Annotated in this window: 13 protein-coding genes; 3 read left to right on the forward strand and 10 right to left on the reverse strand. The window is 49.7% G+C overall.

Annotated features, from left to right (window positions below):
- Positions 1–166: 166 nt before the first annotated feature.
- The 7 genes from H6F76_RS19770 to H6F76_RS19800 form a co-directional block, all read right to left on the reverse strand.
- Positions 167–2407, reverse strand: coding sequence for an adenylate/guanylate cyclase domain-containing protein (locus tag H6F76_RS19770; protein WP_190510851.1), 2241 nt, complete (start codon positions 2405–2407; stop codon positions 167–169).
- A 95-nt stretch (positions 2408–2502) separates the two neighbouring features.
- Positions 2503–3288 carry a DUF928 domain-containing protein gene (locus H6F76_RS19775; RefSeq protein ID WP_190510853.1) on the reverse strand — a complete coding sequence of 262 codons (786 nt, stop codon included), beginning with the start codon at positions 3286–3288 and terminating at the stop codon, positions 2503–2505.
- A gap of 189 nt (positions 3289–3477) precedes the next feature.
- On the reverse strand, positions 3478–5238 hold the full coding sequence (locus tag H6F76_RS19780; RefSeq protein ID WP_190510855.1) for an ABC transporter ATP-binding protein: 1761 nt from the start codon (positions 5236–5238) through the stop codon (positions 3478–3480).
- A gap of 51 nt (positions 5239–5289) precedes the next feature.
- A complete protein-coding gene (locus H6F76_RS19785; protein ID WP_190510857.1) occupies positions 5290–6567 on the reverse strand; it encodes a YdcF family protein in 1278 nt (425 codons plus the stop codon).
- 595 nt (positions 6568–7162) lie between these two features.
- Positions 7163–7837: a sugar transferase gene (locus tag H6F76_RS19790; RefSeq protein ID WP_190510859.1), complete on the reverse strand. Its 675-nt coding sequence runs from the start codon at positions 7835–7837 to the stop codon at positions 7163–7165.
- A gap of 362 nt (positions 7838–8199) precedes the next feature.
- A complete protein-coding gene (rdgB, locus tag H6F76_RS19795) occupies positions 8200–8769 on the reverse strand; it encodes an RdgB/HAM1 family non-canonical purine NTP pyrophosphatase (RefSeq protein ID WP_190510861.1) in 570 nt (189 codons plus the stop codon).
- Positions 8770–8855: 86 nt separating this feature from the next.
- A complete protein-coding gene (locus H6F76_RS19800) occupies positions 8856–9566 on the reverse strand; it encodes a GDSL-type esterase/lipase family protein (RefSeq protein ID WP_190446616.1) in 711 nt (236 codons plus the stop codon).
- Positions 9567–9906: 340 nt separating this feature from the next.
- Between H6F76_RS19800 and H6F76_RS19805 the strand changes: the two genes are divergently transcribed.
- Together H6F76_RS19805 and H6F76_RS19810 are read left to right on the forward strand one after the other, a co-directional pair.
- Positions 9907–10134 carry a DNA-directed RNA polymerase subunit omega gene (locus H6F76_RS19805; protein WP_190446603.1) on the forward strand — a complete coding sequence of 76 codons (228 nt, stop codon included), beginning with the start codon at positions 9907–9909 and terminating at the stop codon, positions 10132–10134.
- Between the two features lie 44 nt (positions 10135–10178).
- Positions 10179–10730 carry a hypothetical protein gene (locus H6F76_RS19810; protein WP_199304977.1) on the forward strand — a complete coding sequence of 184 codons (552 nt, stop codon included), beginning with the start codon at positions 10179–10181 and terminating at the stop codon, positions 10728–10730.
- 165 nt (positions 10731–10895) lie between these two features.
- On the opposite strand, the gene H6F76_RS19815 is transcribed toward H6F76_RS19810, so the two are convergent.
- The 3 genes from H6F76_RS19815 to H6F76_RS19825 all read right to left on the reverse strand — a co-directional run bounded on the left by H6F76_RS19815 (position 10896) and on the right by H6F76_RS19825 (position 15912).
- Entirely contained in the window at positions 10896–11699 is an 804-nt protein-coding gene (locus tag H6F76_RS19815) for an MlaE family lipid ABC transporter permease subunit (RefSeq protein ID WP_347276075.1), read from the reverse strand.
- Positions 11700–11911: 212 nt separating this feature from the next.
- Positions 11912–13753, reverse strand: a complete 1842-nt coding sequence (locus H6F76_RS19820; RefSeq protein ID WP_190510865.1) for a hypothetical protein — start codon at positions 13751–13753, stop codon at positions 11912–11914.
- A gap of 350 nt (positions 13754–14103) precedes the next feature.
- Positions 14104–15912 carry an iron uptake porin gene (locus H6F76_RS19825; RefSeq protein WP_190510866.1) on the reverse strand — a complete coding sequence of 603 codons (1809 nt, stop codon included), beginning with the start codon at positions 15910–15912 and terminating at the stop codon, positions 14104–14106.
- Between the two features lie 48 nt (positions 15913–15960).
- Here H6F76_RS19825 and H6F76_RS19830 point away from each other — a divergent pair, with 48 nt between their 5' ends.
- Positions 15961–16110 carry a hypothetical protein gene (locus H6F76_RS19830; RefSeq protein WP_190510867.1) on the forward strand — a complete coding sequence of 50 codons (150 nt, stop codon included), beginning with the start codon at positions 15961–15963 and terminating at the stop codon, positions 16108–16110.
- The last annotated feature ends 307 nt before the right edge of the window (positions 16111–16417 follow it).

The following is a 16417-nucleotide window of genomic DNA, read 5'->3' on the forward strand; positions in this document are numbered from 1 at the left end:
AACTAGGAGCCTGAGTTCTCCAACGTTTAACCTGCCGCTGCGGGAAGGTTGAGCGCAGCCGCAAGCAGGTTGCCTAATACATTCTTGAGCCGCAGCGTTAACCGTAGATGCTTAAAAACTGCTCTAAAAGCGTTCTGGAACGGTTAGTTTTAATGGCTGTAACGCTCTAGGAATGACGCGGAGCATCGATCGTCACAGAGCCATCAGGCAATAACTCAGCCAAGCGAATGGGCATACCTGTAAATCTCACTCTTACACAGTTCGGATGGGTTGCCGGTCTGTCTAAAACTTTGGCGTAGAGATCATCTACTGCAACAGCATCCCGAGAGGGCTCAAGCAAATTGAGTTTGAGGTTACTAAGGGGGGTGAGAAAGTGATCCGATCGTAGTTCGGCGCTCTTCTCTGACAGGCTGACTAACGTGCCCTCAAAAATTGTGCCAACTGCATGTTTGCCTTCCAGAACGGTGTATTGCACGGGTATTTCGGGCGTAAGCGCGATGAATAACTCTTTGTCTGCGGGCAAAGAGAGATTATGCTTGCCGCCAATGCCATTCACGTTGTAGAGGGTTATTGGCTCTTTGATACCTTTAGGCTCTACCCGGATCTGCCTATCAACTTTGATGATGTCTCCAACATTGCGAAATGTGTCGTCCGATATCAGAATTTGCCCGCCGACTGTATAAGATTCAATCCGTGCTGCCAGGTTGACGTGGTTGCCAATAACGGTATATTTAGCGCGACGTTGGGAGCCAATATTACCAACTACCACTTCGCCCGTATTGATGCCGATGCCCATTTCGATCGTCGGTAGCCCAAGCTGTTGATTTTGCCGATTCACGTCTACCATTGCCGTCTGCATGGCGATCGCGCAGGCAACTGCTCGTTCTGAATCATCCTCTTGATAAATCGGTGCACCAAACATGACAAAAACGCCATCGCCAATAAAATCATTAATAGTGCCGCTATAACGGGTCACCGTGTCGGACATCGCGCCTAAATAGAGGTTGAGAATCATGACGACCTGTTCGGGCGGCAAGCGTTCTGAAATTGCCGAAAAGCCGCGTAAGTCAGAAATTAAGATTGTCACCTTACGGCGTTCGCCCCCTAGCGTCAAGCCTCCGGGTGTTTCGAGCAAACTCGCAACCACTTCGTCAGTGAGATAACGCCCAAACGTGCGGCGCATCTCCGCAGCCGATTGCGCGAGGTAACCCGTAATGACGATCGAGGCACCAAATAACGACAGGATCGGTGGCACGACAGGAATCCACCAGCCCTGCAAAAACATGACGTAGCTGCCGCTAACTAAACAACTAGCTGCAAATATAATGCTGACTATATTCCAGGGACGAAATCCCGGTTTGCCGCTATAGCGCTGCCGCCAGCTTAAGCTAGCTCCGATCGTTGCCCAGACAAGAACCCACAGCCCTTCCAGTGGCTCATTCCATGTTTTCAGCGTCGGCATTCGTCCATCTAACGTCGCGCTAAGAATTTGGCTAATAAAGTTAGCGTGGATGGTGACACCTGCCATGCGCGTAGGAGCCGTTAAACTACTGCTGTACGGCACATAAAACAGATCTTTTAAGCTTTCAGCCGTGGTACCAATGAGGACAATGCGATCGCGCATCAGATCTGTCGACAGCCTGCGTTCCAACACATCCGTGAGCGTTACTGTTTGAAAGCGTTGCAGGGTGCCACGATAGGTCAGCATCACCTGATAGCCACCTGCCTGCGCGCCCACATAGCTGCCCGCATGAGCGTCCAGCGCTGGAAAGACTGCCGTGCCTAGCTTGATGGTTTGGTCAGCAGTTAACTCTGGCTCAATGCCTTGGTTTTTCAAATAATGGGCTGCCAGCAGAAACCCAAAGTTGAAGACGTTCTCGCCTTTACTGTCTTCTAGATAGAACAAGCCACGACGCACTTTGCCATCAGCATCCAGCACGAAGTCGTTTGCGCCGACCTGATCTCGCTGCTTCAAAATGGGAGGTGGATTGACTGGAGAACTATCGCTGCTGCTGCCAACCTTCTGAACACCAATCAGGTTCGGAGTTGTTTCAAAGAGCTTCGTCAAGGTCTGATTACCCGGCTCTACAGGCAAGTCGCGGTACAAGTCAAGCCCGATCGCAGCTGGTTTCTGTTGCTTGATTGTTTGCAGTACATTAGCAAGTTCGGCATCCGTCAATGGCCAATGCCCTACCTTTTGTAAATCGGCTTCATTAGCTTCAATAATGACAATGCGAGGGTCAATCGCTTCCTGTGGGCGCATGAGAAAAAACTGATCCAGCACCGGAAACTCTAGTGCTTGCAGCAAGCCCAACGATCGCAGACCCAAAACGGCGATCGTCACGCTCGGCACAGCGATGATGACACCGCGCCATTGCCAGACCTTTTGTTTGAGCGCTTTCCACATAGGGCAGTTCCGGGGCATTTGTGAATCTTGCGTTATTAGCTTTTAGCCTTTAGCCAATCCTATGGGCAGCAAGCTACAGACCCCACTGACCGCTACTATGGCTTCATAGTGTTAGCAGTAATCAACGGTGCTGCTGCCACTGCATCTAACCCGACTGATTGCAGTACCTCGCGCCAGTCTTGAAGAAGCCTTGTGTTTTGTGGGTATTGCTGCTGAAGATCTGCCAGGGTCGTCAGGGTTTCGTGCCAGATGCCCGCTTCTGCGTAAAGATTGGGGCGATTGCCTGGTAGCGTTTTCTGAAGAGCTTTTGTTAGTGTCACATCGGGAACTATGCGCTCGACCCACCCTTCAACAGTAGGGCTGCCACTCAAGCCAGCCGTCGTATTGCAGACGGTTGTGATGTACCAGTGGTATTGCTTACCCACTTGCAGGCTTGGAGCATTATTTGGTAGGTCAAAGCGCACGACACCTGCTGTTGAGGGCAGTGCGAAGGTAGCTTCGTACACAACTTCAGTATCATCATCACTTAAGAGCAAAAAGACTGCTGTCCGTGCGAGCGACTGAGGCACGTAAACAAAAAAGCTGGGACGCTCGGCAACCGTCAAGCCTAACCGAGTACTAGGCTTGAGTGCCGTTAGTGCTGGCTTACTAGGCGGCTTGTTTGCTGTCACGCAAGAGCCACGGCTTGCTCCACCGGCTGTAGAAGTCGGTGCGCCACGCTTTGGTACTTTAAATTTAAGGCTAATTTTAGAGGGAGGCGCGATCGTCGCCTGGTTGGCTGCTGGTGTTGCTTGAGCAGATAGCCCAAACAGCGTTAGGCATGGCATAAGCAGCGTCAGGGAAAGGATGGTTTGATAGCGCGAACTCTTTTTGCAGGTCATTGTGACCGTTCCTCAATACTTTCGGTAAGTGATTAATAAAACTAGCTGTGTTTGAATTCACCGTTCAGCGCAGGACTTTGAGACGTTTTCCGATAAAACGTTCTGACAGCAGACTTTTGCATTTAAGAAAGTGGCACTGCTGACCAATACTCTAAAATTACCATTGCGCTGTAGAAAATCTCGCTAGATCTATTGCAAGACTTCTTCGAGCTTGTGTTGGTTCCACAAGGTTTGATATAGCCCTGGTTGTCCGATCAAACCACTATGAGTACCAGACTGGACGATCGTGCCCTGCTCCATCACAAAGATGCGATCGGCACTCGCTGCCGCCGACAACTGGTGTGAGATAAAGAGGACGGTTTTGCGATGGGTGCCTTCCGAGAGGTTTCGCAAAATCTGGGTAGCGGTCTGGTTATCCACACTAGAAAGGGCATCGTCCAGGATAAGAATCGGTGCATCGACTAGAAGTGCCCGTGCAAGTGCTGTTCGTTGGCGTTGACCACCAGACAGGGTAATGCCGCGTTCGCCAACGATCGTCTCATACTGATGTGGAAAATTGAGAATTTCACTGTGAATTTGTGCCTGTTTAGCAGCTTCAATCACCCTGGCTTCGTCTGCGCCCGGCTCACCATAGCGAATGTTGTTTTTAATTGTCGTGCTGAACAGAAAGCTGTCTTGAGGAACGTAGGCGATCGCGCCACGGAGATCTGCAAGGCGCACCTGGGTAATGTCGAAGCCGTCTAAAAACAGTTGACCGGGAGCAATATCTAGTAGCCGGGGCAGTGCATTCGCCAGCGTCGATTTGCCAGAACCGATCGATCCCACAATGGCAACGGTTTCCTGCGGTTGAATGGTAAAACTTACGGCTTGCAAGGCAGGTTTGCTGTTGCTACCATTTGCTGTTGGAAACGCAAACGTGAGATGGTCGGCAGTCAACTCGCCCCGAACCTGCGATCGTGACAGGGCGATCGCGTCGGGCTGATCGCGAATGCGGGGTTGCACCGTAAGAATGGCTTCGATGCGATCGACACTCACCTCGCCTCTTTGGTATGCCGTAATAGTAAAACCCAGTAAGGCTGCCGGAAACGCTAGTTGCCCCACATACAGCAAGAGTGCCACAAAGTCTCCGACGGTAATAGCACCTTCGTTGATGGCGCTGACTCCAAACCGCAACACGACCAGCAGCCCAACGCTTGCTAAACCGGGCAGCAGCGGCAGTAGCGTACTCCGCGTTAATGCAAGCGACAGATTTGCCTCCAAAAGCTCCTGGTTGCGACGCTGAAACGCCTCTCGCTCGTTTTCTTCCTGGGCGTAGATCTTCACCAGGGAAATGCCGCTCATGTCTTCTTGGATCAACTCGCTGAGGTCAGACAACTGCTCCTGCACGACAATCTGCTCGCTTCGAAGCCGTGTGCTAAAGACCTGCACCAAGATCAGCATGACGGGATAGACTGCCAGCGACAGCAACGTCACCTTGACGTTGATCCTTAGCATGGCAGGTAAGGTTAGCCCATAGGCAAACAGCGTGTTTGCCAGGCTCAGCACCGCAAACCCCAGCAGACGACGGATATTATCCACGTCACTCGTCGATCGATTAATGAGATCACCCACCGTATTCGCTGCAAAGTAAGACGGTTCCAGCGTCAGCAAATGAGCAAACACTTTCTGTTTCAGATCAAACTCGACCTGGCGACCAACTCCAAAGAGCAGCGTACGCGATGCCATGCGCACAATCCACATTACTGATGCCATGCCCAGCACCAGGACGACATAGTAGAAAACTTGACTGAAGCTAAACGTAATCTGAAGTCGATCGATCGCATCCCGAATCAGTAATGGAATGCGAACGCCCAAAAGATTGACCACTAAAAGCGCTAAAACGCCTGAGCCTGCTGCTTTCCAATGGGGAAGAAGGTACTGCCCCAGTTTACGCAGTCGAGATTGAGCCATGATTTGGTGTAGTACGAGATATCAATGCGTTGGATCGACGCAGAAGCTTTCTCATCCTAAACGAATCAGAGTGGCGATCGAGGTCAGAGCACGACGACTCGGTGACGGAAGCATAGCCGCAGGTGGCGCTAGCACTCGTGGCGATGCACCGCCAAACCTGATCCAGCCACGCAGAAAATAGTAAATAGCATTGAGGTATTCTTCGATCGCCTGGCTGCTTAACCAGAGTGCATCCACATTAGGCAGCACATCAGTTGCGAGAAGCTGACGCTCAATCAAGTCACGCCCCTGTACACGCCGCGCAAGGTGAGTACCAGGCGGTATCGTAAAAAAGTCAGTTGGGCGGATGACAATAGTACTCTCGTTAAACACACGGACAAAGGTGAGTGCCGCCCGATTCATATTGAGCGCAGTGCCAACCAGCGTCAGTTGATTGCCAAAATTAACCCGTTGAGCCTCTGTAAGCAACCTGTATACGTTTTCAGCACTGCGACGTACACTGGTACCCTCGTGATCCAGACGAATATCTGCTTCCGGCACACCTAATGTCCGGGTTAGCAAAATCTGGACATCGCGTGCTTCCGAAATTTGCTCTCTCGATTCGCCTTCCTTTTGTGCGCGATCCGGGCGTGGTCCAGCACTGACGACGATCAAAGGGCGTGTCCCTGCACGAGCTTCTTCCTGATACAGTTGAGCGGCATAAATGATGCGATCGCCATGCTCAGTCATTTGAATCGGTTGCGTAGAAATGGCTTGAAACGCTTCAGGGCTGACAGGGCGTTCCACTCGGGGCGCATTTGCAGGTGTGGTGGCTGGCGGCGTGGGTACATTCCCTAGTCGTGGTCTAAGCTGTAGGCGCGTCGTATTCTGACCCAGCAACACAATGACTCGACGGGCATCGCCTGCAAGCGGTGGTTGTGCACCAATTAGCTCGATCGCCTCCATCTCTAGTTCTTGCGCCAGGTAATAAGCCACAAGCGGGAAACAGCCCAGCGCCAGCAAGATCAGCGCGGCAGTAATCACATTTTTGATGACCTTGCCGAGTTTAACGCCAGACAGCAGGATCAAAACCAGTATTAGTCCCAGCCCTAACGGGCTAAACGGAAACGAAATAATCCGCCACAGCACTTCCAGGACGCCTGTATTTGGGGCAGGGGGTCCTCCAAAAAAAGATACCGCCAGGATAAGCAAAATCAGCAGCAGCACCAACATTCCTAAAAAGGCTTTGGGCAATGCTTTGAGCAGCACAAACCAGGTGACTAGCCCAATCACAATCCACAGCAAAACCTGGGTAAGCAACAGAAAGACATCTGTAAGCAGTAAAACCATGCCGAGCGTTCCTACCTGCTTGCTACAACTGAATTTGCTTGATAACCATGCCAACGCGATCGCATACTCATATTGACTGCTGCCCAGACCCTTTTACAGACATCCTTTTACAGACACCATGATGCAACCAAATTGTGAATTGGCAACAATTCATCGGCGATCGACTGTAAGGGTTGAATTGATCGCCAGCGTCAAGTAGCAAGCACAGCAACAATCTACCTGAATCATACGCCGTTTTAGTACAAACGTTTTTTAGAAACAGCCGTTGATTCAGTACGTTTGCGTTAAGCCAATTCAGGCGATCGCACGTCGCTCCCGAACGATTTAAGCATGGCAAACTAAGCTGATGTTGCTTGCTCAGTCAATGTTTTCGATTGGAGTCCGTTCAAGAGGTTCTAGCAGTGCCAGTAAGGCTTCAGTGATGCTTGCCTTGATTGTCTTTAACTCACCCTTTTTTGCTTTTGCTAACGGGATAGTGAGCTAGTCGTTGATCTAGTCTTAGCACTGATGCAACAAAGCAAAAAGGGCGCTGGATGCGCCCTTCAGTTATTTAACATATAGTTTTTGTGCAAACGCTTACAGCCAGCAAAGCGGCTTAAAAAGCACCAACCTTAGCCACAATGACGTAGACAGTCCGCACAATCAACGTCAAATCATAAAGCGGATGCCATTGCTCTTGATAGTGCAGATCAAGCTTAACAATGTCCTCGAAGTCTTTGACCATCGATCGACCGTTGACCTGCCATTCTCCAGTCATACCGGGCTTGACGTTTAGCCGCTGCCAGTGGTGGCTGTCATACCGCGAAACCTCATCAGCCGTAGGTGGGCGCGTTCCAACCAAGCTCATTTCCCCCAGCAACACATTCCAAAATTGGGGAAACTCATCCAGGCTGCTACGACGCAGAAACCGACCAATTCTTGTCACGCGAGGATCATCCTGATTTTTAAAAATCAGCCCACTCGCTTCATTCTTTACCTGCGACTTTAGAGCATCCGCATTTTGCACCATCGAGCGAAACTTGTAGATGCGAAATGTCTGCCCTAGTAGACCATAACGTTCTTGAGCATAAAAAATTGGACCAGGGCTATCTAGCTTGATAGCAAGCGCTAGTGGAATAAAGAGTATTGCTAGTAGTAGCAAGCCCACTAGACTACCCACTATATCGATAGCGCGCTTGAAGAGGGAGCGAGCCGATCGATGGGGTGTTTGGCTCTCTGTAAGAGTCGATAGCGATGGGTCAACCATTGCAGTAAAAAATATGGATTGCATAGTCGCTCCAGCTTTTAAGAATAAAACCGTATAAATACGTATAAAGCCTAGCTAAACTATAAGCCCTACTTCATAGCACCTGATTGTCTACGCTGATCTACTGACCTAATCTTTTCGGCAACTTCACAAACTAACTTTTTTATAAAGTTATTGTAAATTTCGGTTAGAATCTCCGTTTAGAAAAGGCGTGCCCAGACCTGCTAAACCATTTTGGGTAGTGGTGCTTCTAACACAATGCGGCACCACCACTTGCCTGAGACATGAGAATTCAAGCACAGGAAATTGGGAAGCATAGCGTTGTCTTACCGCTACGGCTGCACACTCGTTCAAGTACTTTAATCGACAGTCTTAAAACAATAGCCTTACAACGATCGCAGTTGTGGCAGTAAGGCTTGGAGCGCTTTACCACGATGGCTTAGGGTTTGCTTTTGCTCGCGTGACATTTCGGCAAACGTGAGCCGTTGTTCGGCAACGTAAAAGATCGGATCATAGCCAAAGCCACCGCTACCACGTGGGGCGTGAAGAATACTGCCAGCGCAGATACCCTCCGCTTGCCGAACGATCGTGCCATCGGGTTGGGCGATTGCAATCACGCATACAAAGCGGGCTTCACGATTCAGCTCATTGCCTAGCTCACTCAGCAGTCGCTCAATGCGTTCTGCATCTGTCTTGCCATAACGGGCGGAATAAACACCGGGCGCACCATCCAGCGCATCCACTTCCAAGCCAGAATCATCCGCGATCGCCCATTCTCCCGTCGTTAGCGCTACCTGAGAGGCTTTAAGGCAAGCATTCTCGGCAAATGTTTCTCCTGTCTCCTCAATCTCTATGGCTTCAGGCTTGAGCAGCAGCTCCCAATCTAATCCCGTTAGAAAAGCCTGCATTTCTTTTAGCTTACCTGGGTTTCCCGTAGCCACTACCAGCGCTGTCATGTGCGTCTAAATCCCACGATCTCAATGCTCAACTTTATACCAGGCATCCGACAACAGTCACAAATGCTAACGGACATCGGTCTGCTCTAGACCAAGCACTCCAGGTTCGTTGTCGTTCCCCAGACATAATCAGTAAAGGGCTGCCAGTGCAGCACATCTTCTAATAAGGACTGATAGCCAGAGACATTTGGGTGTAGCCCGTCGTCACTTAGCTGCGATCGATACCAGTCTGTACCCCGTTCTAACCACTGAGAAAAAACATCAAGGTAGGGAATCTGGTAATGCTGACAGGCTAAGCGTGTGACCTCTTTATAGCGAAACTGATCTGCATGGTTGTAATAGAAGCATTTCTGAAAGGGCATCTTGGCTTCATCAACAGGCACCATCCCGACAAAGAGAGTCGGGCATAACCGCTGTGCTTGCTCCAACAAGGCAATCATTTCAGCCTCGAACATTGCAAGATCTGTGAAATTCCGTCCTTGCGATCGCCCTAAACGAGCCGAATCATTCACACCAACCGACAGAATCATCAAATCTGGTACACGATTGCGTAGCTCACCACGCTGGCGAAATTCGCTCTCTAAGCGCTGAGCAACTTGCTTCACCCCATCACCCCGAATGCCCAGGTTATAAAGCGCATAATCGGGACCACTCGACTGCATCCAATTCCGGCGCAGACGCTCAATCCACCCACCCCCAACCGGGTCGCCAAAGCCATAAATCAGGCTATCTCCCAGTGCGACCACTTTTAGAGAGGTCACTGCTACAGCAGAGCGGGCATAGGTTGGCTGGTACATTGAAGTGAGCGTCACTGGTTCCATGAGATCCTGCTTTTGGTAAGCAACACGTTGAAAGGGGGTTTCTACCATTCTGTTAAATGCTTTGCAAAGCTTAATACTGTCTAATCAGGCTTAATCATTACTTTATATAGCGTTACCAATATAAACTGCCGTGTGACCAAGTACGAGCGATCGAGTGCAGTAGGCAGTATTACTGGTTGTTCAGTGCGTCTTTTCCGGAGCATCAGGGCATTGTCAAGGTCTAAGCAATTTAGGAAAACTGCAACAGAAGTCTGTAACTCTTGATAGACTGGGGGCTACAGTTCTCCTTTGTTATTCGCAATTACAGGCAACCTTTATGCAGAAGCGTACCGCGTTCGATAGCACTCAGTTGATGCGTCGAGCTGATGAATTGATTTCAGCCGCATCCAATCGTTATCGGATTACGGTTCAGGTCGCAAATCGGGCGAAGCGTCGTCGGTTTGAAGATTTTGACAGTGTGGATGATCCAACCATGAAGCCGGTCATGCGGGCAATCATTGAAATGTCAGATGAGCTAACTCAGCCAGAAATCATTGGTGAGTAGGTTGCTCAATTAGCTGACTCTCTGCAATTGGATGGGCGATCGTAATGCCAAAGAAAAAGACAGCACTTCGACTGACTGTAAAAACCCTGATCACTTTTATGAGCGGGTGGTTTTTTCTAACGACTCTGGCAATCGTTTGCCCTGAGCCGTTCGGTCCGTTGCCTGCGATCGCCCAACGAGTGCGCCCAGAAACAGCATGGCAATCTGTCTACGAACGGTTGCCTGACTTTCCCAAAGAAAACCAGTATGTAAATAAAGAAACTGGTAAAGTTGAGACAGACAATACCCTGGTCGGTCGCTTCATCCGCTATCACCTCTACGTTGCAGGGCGATCGCCGTCCTATCGTTTTGACTGGAAGCTGACACTGGCAGATTACTTGGGCTTGGGCTTGGATGGAGGGTTTGATGAAACTAGCTATCCTAGCCGCGCCACGTTGCGAACCAGTCCAGCCGAAGGTGACCGAGCAGCAATTAATCGTCTGAATCGCTCACAGCGCGAAGCATTGGTACAAGCGTTGGTAGATACCTTTGTACCCCAGTCCACCCGTTCCTCCAAGCCAAAACCTGCGCCCGCTTCACCACAACTTCCGAAGTAGGAACTTTCGCAGTAGAACCCTAGGTAAGACCGCTAGAACCAACGTCAGCAGCACGTTTTTTTGTTGATTGACTGCTGTAGACCCGATTGCCCATGGCATTACTGGCGATCGTATGTTTATCGCTGTCACTAATCCCTAAAGACTTACAACGCCTCTTGCCTGCGTTCAGCTCAAACCTTTTCCTAAGCTACTTCCCAAGCCCTGGAACATAAACCACGAAAGAAAGAAATTAGAAATAAAAATGGCAAGCAGCGAGGTGACAACAGCAGTCGTTGTCGATTGCCCTACACCTTTCGCGCCCCCAGTTGTCGTCAGCCCCCAACTTGTTCCAATGATGGCAATCACGGCACCAAAGAAACTGCCTTTTATTGGCGCACTACATAAATCCCATAGGCTAACAAAGTTGCGAGCAGAATCGAAAAAAACGCTCTGTGGAATGCCGTAAAGAGTCTTGGCGATCACCATGCCACCGATCATGCCAGTTAGCAGTGAGAGAATAGTCAGAATCGGTAGCATCAGGCAGCAGGCAATCACTCTGGGAATGACTAGGTAGTCGATCGGGTCAGTTTTGAGCATATAAAGCGCGTCAATCTGCTCTGTTACGCGCATCGTCCCAAGCTCGGCTGCAAACGCTGAACCGACACGACCTGCCAAAACCACCGCCGTTAAGACAGGAGCCATTTCGCGCGTGAGAGAGACTGCCAGCACACCCCCCACAGCATTACTCGCCCCAAAGTTGATAAATTCGCGCGATACCTGAATCGTAAACACCATACCAATAAAGGTAGATGTCAGCAGAGCAATCATTAGCGATGCTGGACCCACGATCGCCATTTGATCGAGGGTGTTGCGGCGGTGAATTTTGCCTGCTAATAGATGCACCATTACCTGTCCCCCTAAAAGGATGGCTGCCAGCAAACGCTGACTCCACAAACTTAAGCCAGTAGCAAACTGCTGTTCACTCACAATCACACAACTCAAACGCTAACTTAGCCACAATAGCGGATACGCTTAAAAATTGGAAACCGCTGCCCTTCCTTGTTGTTGATCGCATAATGGGTCGATCGATGATTTGCGAATCATTCACCCTTCCATTCCTTTACTGATTAATGAAAAGAAAGAGGCAATGGAACACATCTGCTCCATTGCCTCTTTGTGTCCTTTAAAGGTGGCTCCTGTCTCTACGGAGTGGTAGTTGTTCCACTGGGAGTCGTCGATTCGATCGGAGTTGTGGTGCCTGCGGGAGCACTACTGGGGGTAGTCGTAGTTGCCGGGGCTGTAGTTGCCGGAGCCGTTGTTGCTGGAGTAGTAGTTGCTGGAGCTGTCGGAGTGGTAGTTGCCGGAGCTGTTGTTGTCGGAGTAGCTGCCGGAGTGGTAGTTGCTGGAGTTGTTGTTGTCGGAGTGGTAGTGGATTGTGCTTGTGTGGCTGAAATTTGCCGCAATCCAACTAACCCTGGGAAGACACGGCTGGATAACCCAATGACCTGGTAAGCGGAAACAACTCGCCCACGTTTTGCTTGACCGGGGGGCAGTTGACGGTCAGAACGATCGCGCTCCACCAGCAAAATACGATCTTCCGAATCACGTTCTACAACCACTTCAACGGAACCACGCTGCCGATAAATGGTGTAGGTCGTATTGCTATTGTCATCGTTGTCATCGTCATCGTTATCACTACGTCTATCATCATCATCACGGCTGTCATCATCGTCATCGCCGTCAGTGCTATTCACTACAAAGAGCGATGGGTTAAACAGTCTGATGTAGGTGGTATTTGCGACAAAGTTGGTGAAAACGATCGTATTTGTACTAGTCGTACTGGTGTTCGTGCTGGTATTCGTACTGGTGTTCGTGCTGGTATTCGTGCTGGTGTTTGTGCTGGTATTCGTGCTGCTGTTGAACGCCGTACCGTTGTTGTTTACACCCACTGCTGGAGAAAAGCTTGTGAAATTACCACTGCCAGTCTTTAACGCAAATGAAACATCACCGTTACTTCTACCGTCTAGCTTGCCACTGGATTGCTCAAACTTGAATTGGGTATCGTTACGAGCAGAACCCGCAAACGTCGCAGTACTATTACCAAAAGCAACATAGCCTGGGCCTTCGCCCTTGACTTCATAGTTTGTTCTGGCGGCTGAAGACAGTGTACCGTTCAGCGTTCCACTGAATGGAGCCGTGAGTTTCAGATCCAAGTTGGCAACAGTGCCTTCGAGCTTAAACTCACTGGTGCCCGGAGTTTCGACACTTTGAACCTGAAACTTGGTTGTCGGTCCATTAAAAGTGATTACACCGTCGCTCGGATTAAGATCGGTTCCCGCTGTCGGTAAAACATCCTTGCCTTCAAACTCAAACTTGATGCGTCGTCCTAATACCGTTGACACATCATTGCTGACGTTGGTAGACCGTAATTGCAAATCAGACGGCAGTTTGATCGAATCACCAGTCAGAGCAGCATCAAAGGCACCTACGCTTAACAAACCCTCCTTTGAGGTAAACGAGGTGCTGGAATCGCCTGACAGAGTAACATTTTGCACAGGCAAGAAGACAAGCGGAGCAGTACCAACCTGCTGGGGGCTAATCAGTGTGCCACCTTGAATGAAGCTAGGTGAAAAAGCACTGAGTGTAAAGTTGATTGCAGTCGGTACGCCTTGAAAGAAGACTGGATTACCGCTAGCCGAAAAAGCTACACCTGACAGAGTGCCTTCTAGCCTGCCTTTGTCTCCACTATCGGGTACGTTATTGCCGTTGGTGTCTGTAAATTGACTGGCATTGGGAAGAAAGCGTGATGTCGTTGTCGTGCCATTTGGCGTGACGAGCCTCAAGGTTTGAATTGCTGTATCAAAGAGAACTGGAGTACCCGCAGGAGTAGTGGCAGTCGGTGCGGTACCTGGCAAGAAGAAGGCAGCATCACCAGTTGCTTGACCGCTAGTAATGGGAATATCAGCATGGGCGGCGGTAGCGATCGCCAAACTGCCTGCTAATAGTCCTAGACAAACGGCGAAACGAGTGGATTGATCAATCACAGTAATAATCCTCTAAATGTTTGGTGAATGAAAAGTCAACCAAGTGTTAAGTAAATGACACGCAACTAACGGGGCTTGTTAGTAGTAGAGACAACGAGATTACTGAAACCAATTGCTACTAGTAACTTGCCAGAACTTTAGTTTGGACGGAAAGTTCCTGATTACAGCCAGGTTCTTGAAAACCTCATAAAACCCTTTGAAATTAGGAGTTTTCACGATCGACTTCGGTCATTAAGGTACTTAGGCAAGGGCGATAGCTTGTCGTTCTCAATATGTCTTGTCTGGGTTTATACCGAGACAAGACAAAACAACTAGCAACTCACTTTCTGTTTTATGTTGTCTCCAAGCGCTTAAAACGTGAAGGTTGTCCGAAGTACGCCGATCGTGATGGTGTCGTTCGCTGAATTTTGCCGAGGGTTGAAAACAAAAATGACACCGGGCGTAATACTGATGTTGTCAGAGACTCTGAAGCGGTAGAACGCTTCAACATGAGTCGTTGTCCCTGGTTGGTCACCCTCACCAGCAAGTAAATTTCCTTCACTAATAAAGCTGGGGACATTGCGACCAGCAGGCAGATCGCTACTGATAATGCGTGGTGGCTGACCTACGTAAATTGCACCCAGATTACCGCGTGCACCTAAATCAGGGAAGTTGAGAAACGCCATCCAGTTAATCGTTTCTACATTGCCAGAGAAACCTTTCAGGTCAGAGGTTGTAAAGCCAGCCCAACCGCCGAGTGTAATCCTGGGTGTAATGCGCCAAGCCGCAGTACCACCGATCGCGTTAGTCTTGATAGGGGCACGAAAGGAGAACGGGTTAGGCAGGGCAAGTTGGTCATCGCCTACGCTCGTACCCAAAAAGCCACTAGGCGAATAGGCATTTACATAATGAAGAGCAATATCAATGTTGCGAGTTGGTGCAAAAGTTAACTGTGCGCCCGCTGTCGTTGCGCCGTTACTGCCGCCAAAAAGCCCACCATTGATTGGGTCTTCCGGTCGGTTGGACGAGTAAACCCCTTGCAACGAGAGGCTAGGCGTAATTTGCCAGTCGAAGCCTGCACCACCACCATCACCACCAATGTTAAGAATCGGGTTGCGCTGTGCAAAACGAGAGAGCGGTCCTTGTCCGGCGCTTTCAATCCTATTAGCACCCCGAAAGACGTTCACCATGTTGACACCAACAGGTCCCGCAATGACAGCAAAGTTGTTGCCAAACAGTTGACGGAAGGTTAGGTCGCTAAGTCTTACAGAGTTACGAGAATCGCCTTCATAGCCCAACAGCACATCATTTGTCAGCAGTTGGTTGCCGAAGGATCTGCCTGCGCCTGCCTGGAGACCAACCAGCAAGATGCTGCGTTCGCTAAACTGAGTAAAAAGACTTAGTTGAGCGTTTGAGATAACATTTACCTGGTCATCATTGCCATTAAAGTTAAAGCCTGCTAACGAAATATCGGGGCTGTTGCGCCCTTGCACTCCGAAAATGACCTGACCAAACAGCTTGGTGGTGGTGGAGAACTGCTGTTTTTCTAGCGTTGCTGTGCGGGCTTCTAATGTGCCTAACCGTCCCCGCAGAGTTGCAAGTTCAGCCGCAAACTCTTCCTGAAGCTTTTGCACGGCTAACAAATCTTCTTTTTTAACCAGATCACCTGTGCCCGCTGCAATCAGTTCATTGACACGATCGAGGCAGGCGTTCAAGCCAGCGGCAAATTCATAGCGGGTAAGCGCACGGTTGCCACGAAAGGTTTGATCAGGATAGCCAACAATGCAGCCATAGCGCTCTACAAGTGACTGTAGGGACTGAAACGCCCAATCAGTAGGTTTAACATCAGTTAGCTGAGAAACCGATGTCACCTGAGCCATGCCGTCGGTTGGCTGGGTCGCAGCGTCTAAATTAACGACATCATTACTCTGATCTACCGCTTCAGGTAGCGCTTGTTCAGATGGCAACGCTTGAGCAAGCGTGGGAGCAGTCGAAAGTGCTGGGGAAACATCTGGCGAGGGCACGATCGCAGGCTGCTGACTTACTGCTGTTGCTGCTGTGCCTGTACCCTCTTCTTCTAAAACGGCTCCCAAGGCGGGACTAACCATAAAAAGCCCCAGTACTGCCGAAGCTAGCACTGGGGATAACAACGTCTCCGACATAAATAAACGGTCTCTCATAACCTACAACTCCTCTAATTAGCGACAGTATTCCCCAGGAGATGCTTTATGACACACCCTGCACCTCCAACGTCACATAAAGTAACGGTCGATACAGCTTTCAAGAATTTAACTCTTACAGTGCGCGATCGCACTGGCGCTGTGCTTCAAATTAATCAAACCTTCATAGATGCAAAAGCTTCCAAGGAAGAAAAATAGTAGCGTTAAACCTTCATTACATTAACGTTTTAGCTAGCTGATCAGTCCCGACCAGAAGCAATTAGTGAACTGGCACAGAGACCGCAACTACGTTTTCGGGCGACGTTAGAGCGAGGCACTGCGGCCAAACCTTGAGGCAACACAAAACTTATGTCTAGATTTTCTCGAAATTGTTCACAGAGCTTCAACAAGATATTTAAGCTTGATTTAAGATTTCTCACACACACGCTAATTGTGGGCGATCGCTCCTACTGTAGAGAGAACACATTGCCTCAGCACCGTTTAACTCTGACCAGCATGTTATTGG

This window comes from Leptolyngbya sp. FACHB-321 (genome assembly GCF_014695975.1).
GTDB lineage: Bacteria > Cyanobacteriota > Cyanobacteriia > Leptolyngbyales > Leptolyngbyaceae > Stenomitos.

Bases quoted from the DNA above. Each gene is read 5' to 3' on its own strand.
- H6F76_RS19785 (WP_190510857.1), bottom strand. From the start codon at position 6,567: ATGGTTTTACTGCTTACAGATGTCTTTCTGTTGCTTACCCAGGTTTTG.
- H6F76_RS19800 (WP_190446616.1), bottom strand. From the start codon at position 9,566: ATGTACCAGCCAACCTATGCCCGCTCTGCTGTAGCAGTGACCTCTCTA.
- H6F76_RS19775 (WP_190510853.1), bottom strand. From the start codon at position 3,288: ATGACCTGCAAAAAGAGTTCGCGCTATCAAACCATCCTTTCCCTGACG.
- H6F76_RS19790 (WP_190510859.1), bottom strand. From the start codon at position 7,837: ATGCAATCCATATTTTTTACTGCAATGGTTGACCCATCGCTATCGACT.
- H6F76_RS19780 (WP_190510855.1), bottom strand. From the start codon at position 5,238: ATGGCTCAATCTCGACTGCGTAAACTGGGGCAGTACCTTCTTCCCCAT.
- H6F76_RS19770 (WP_190510851.1), bottom strand. From the start codon at position 2,407: ATGTGGAAAGCGCTCAAACAAAAGGTCTGGCAATGGCGCGGTGTCATC.
- H6F76_RS19825 (WP_190510866.1), bottom strand. From the start codon at position 15,912: ATGAGAGACCGTTTATTTATGTCGGAGACGTTGTTATCCCCAGTGCTA.
- H6F76_RS19805 (WP_190446603.1), top strand. From the start codon at position 9,907: ATGCAGAAGCGTACCGCGTTCGATAGCACTCAGTTGATGCGTCGAGCT.
- rdgB (WP_190510861.1), bottom strand. From the start codon at position 8,769: ATGACAGCGCTGGTAGTGGCTACGGGAAACCCAGGTAAGCTAAAAGAA.
- H6F76_RS19810 (WP_199304977.1), top strand. From the start codon at position 10,179: ATGCCAAAGAAAAAGACAGCACTTCGACTGACTGTAAAAACCCTGATC.
- H6F76_RS19830 (WP_190510867.1), top strand. From the start codon at position 15,961: ATGACACACCCTGCACCTCCAACGTCACATAAAGTAACGGTCGATACA.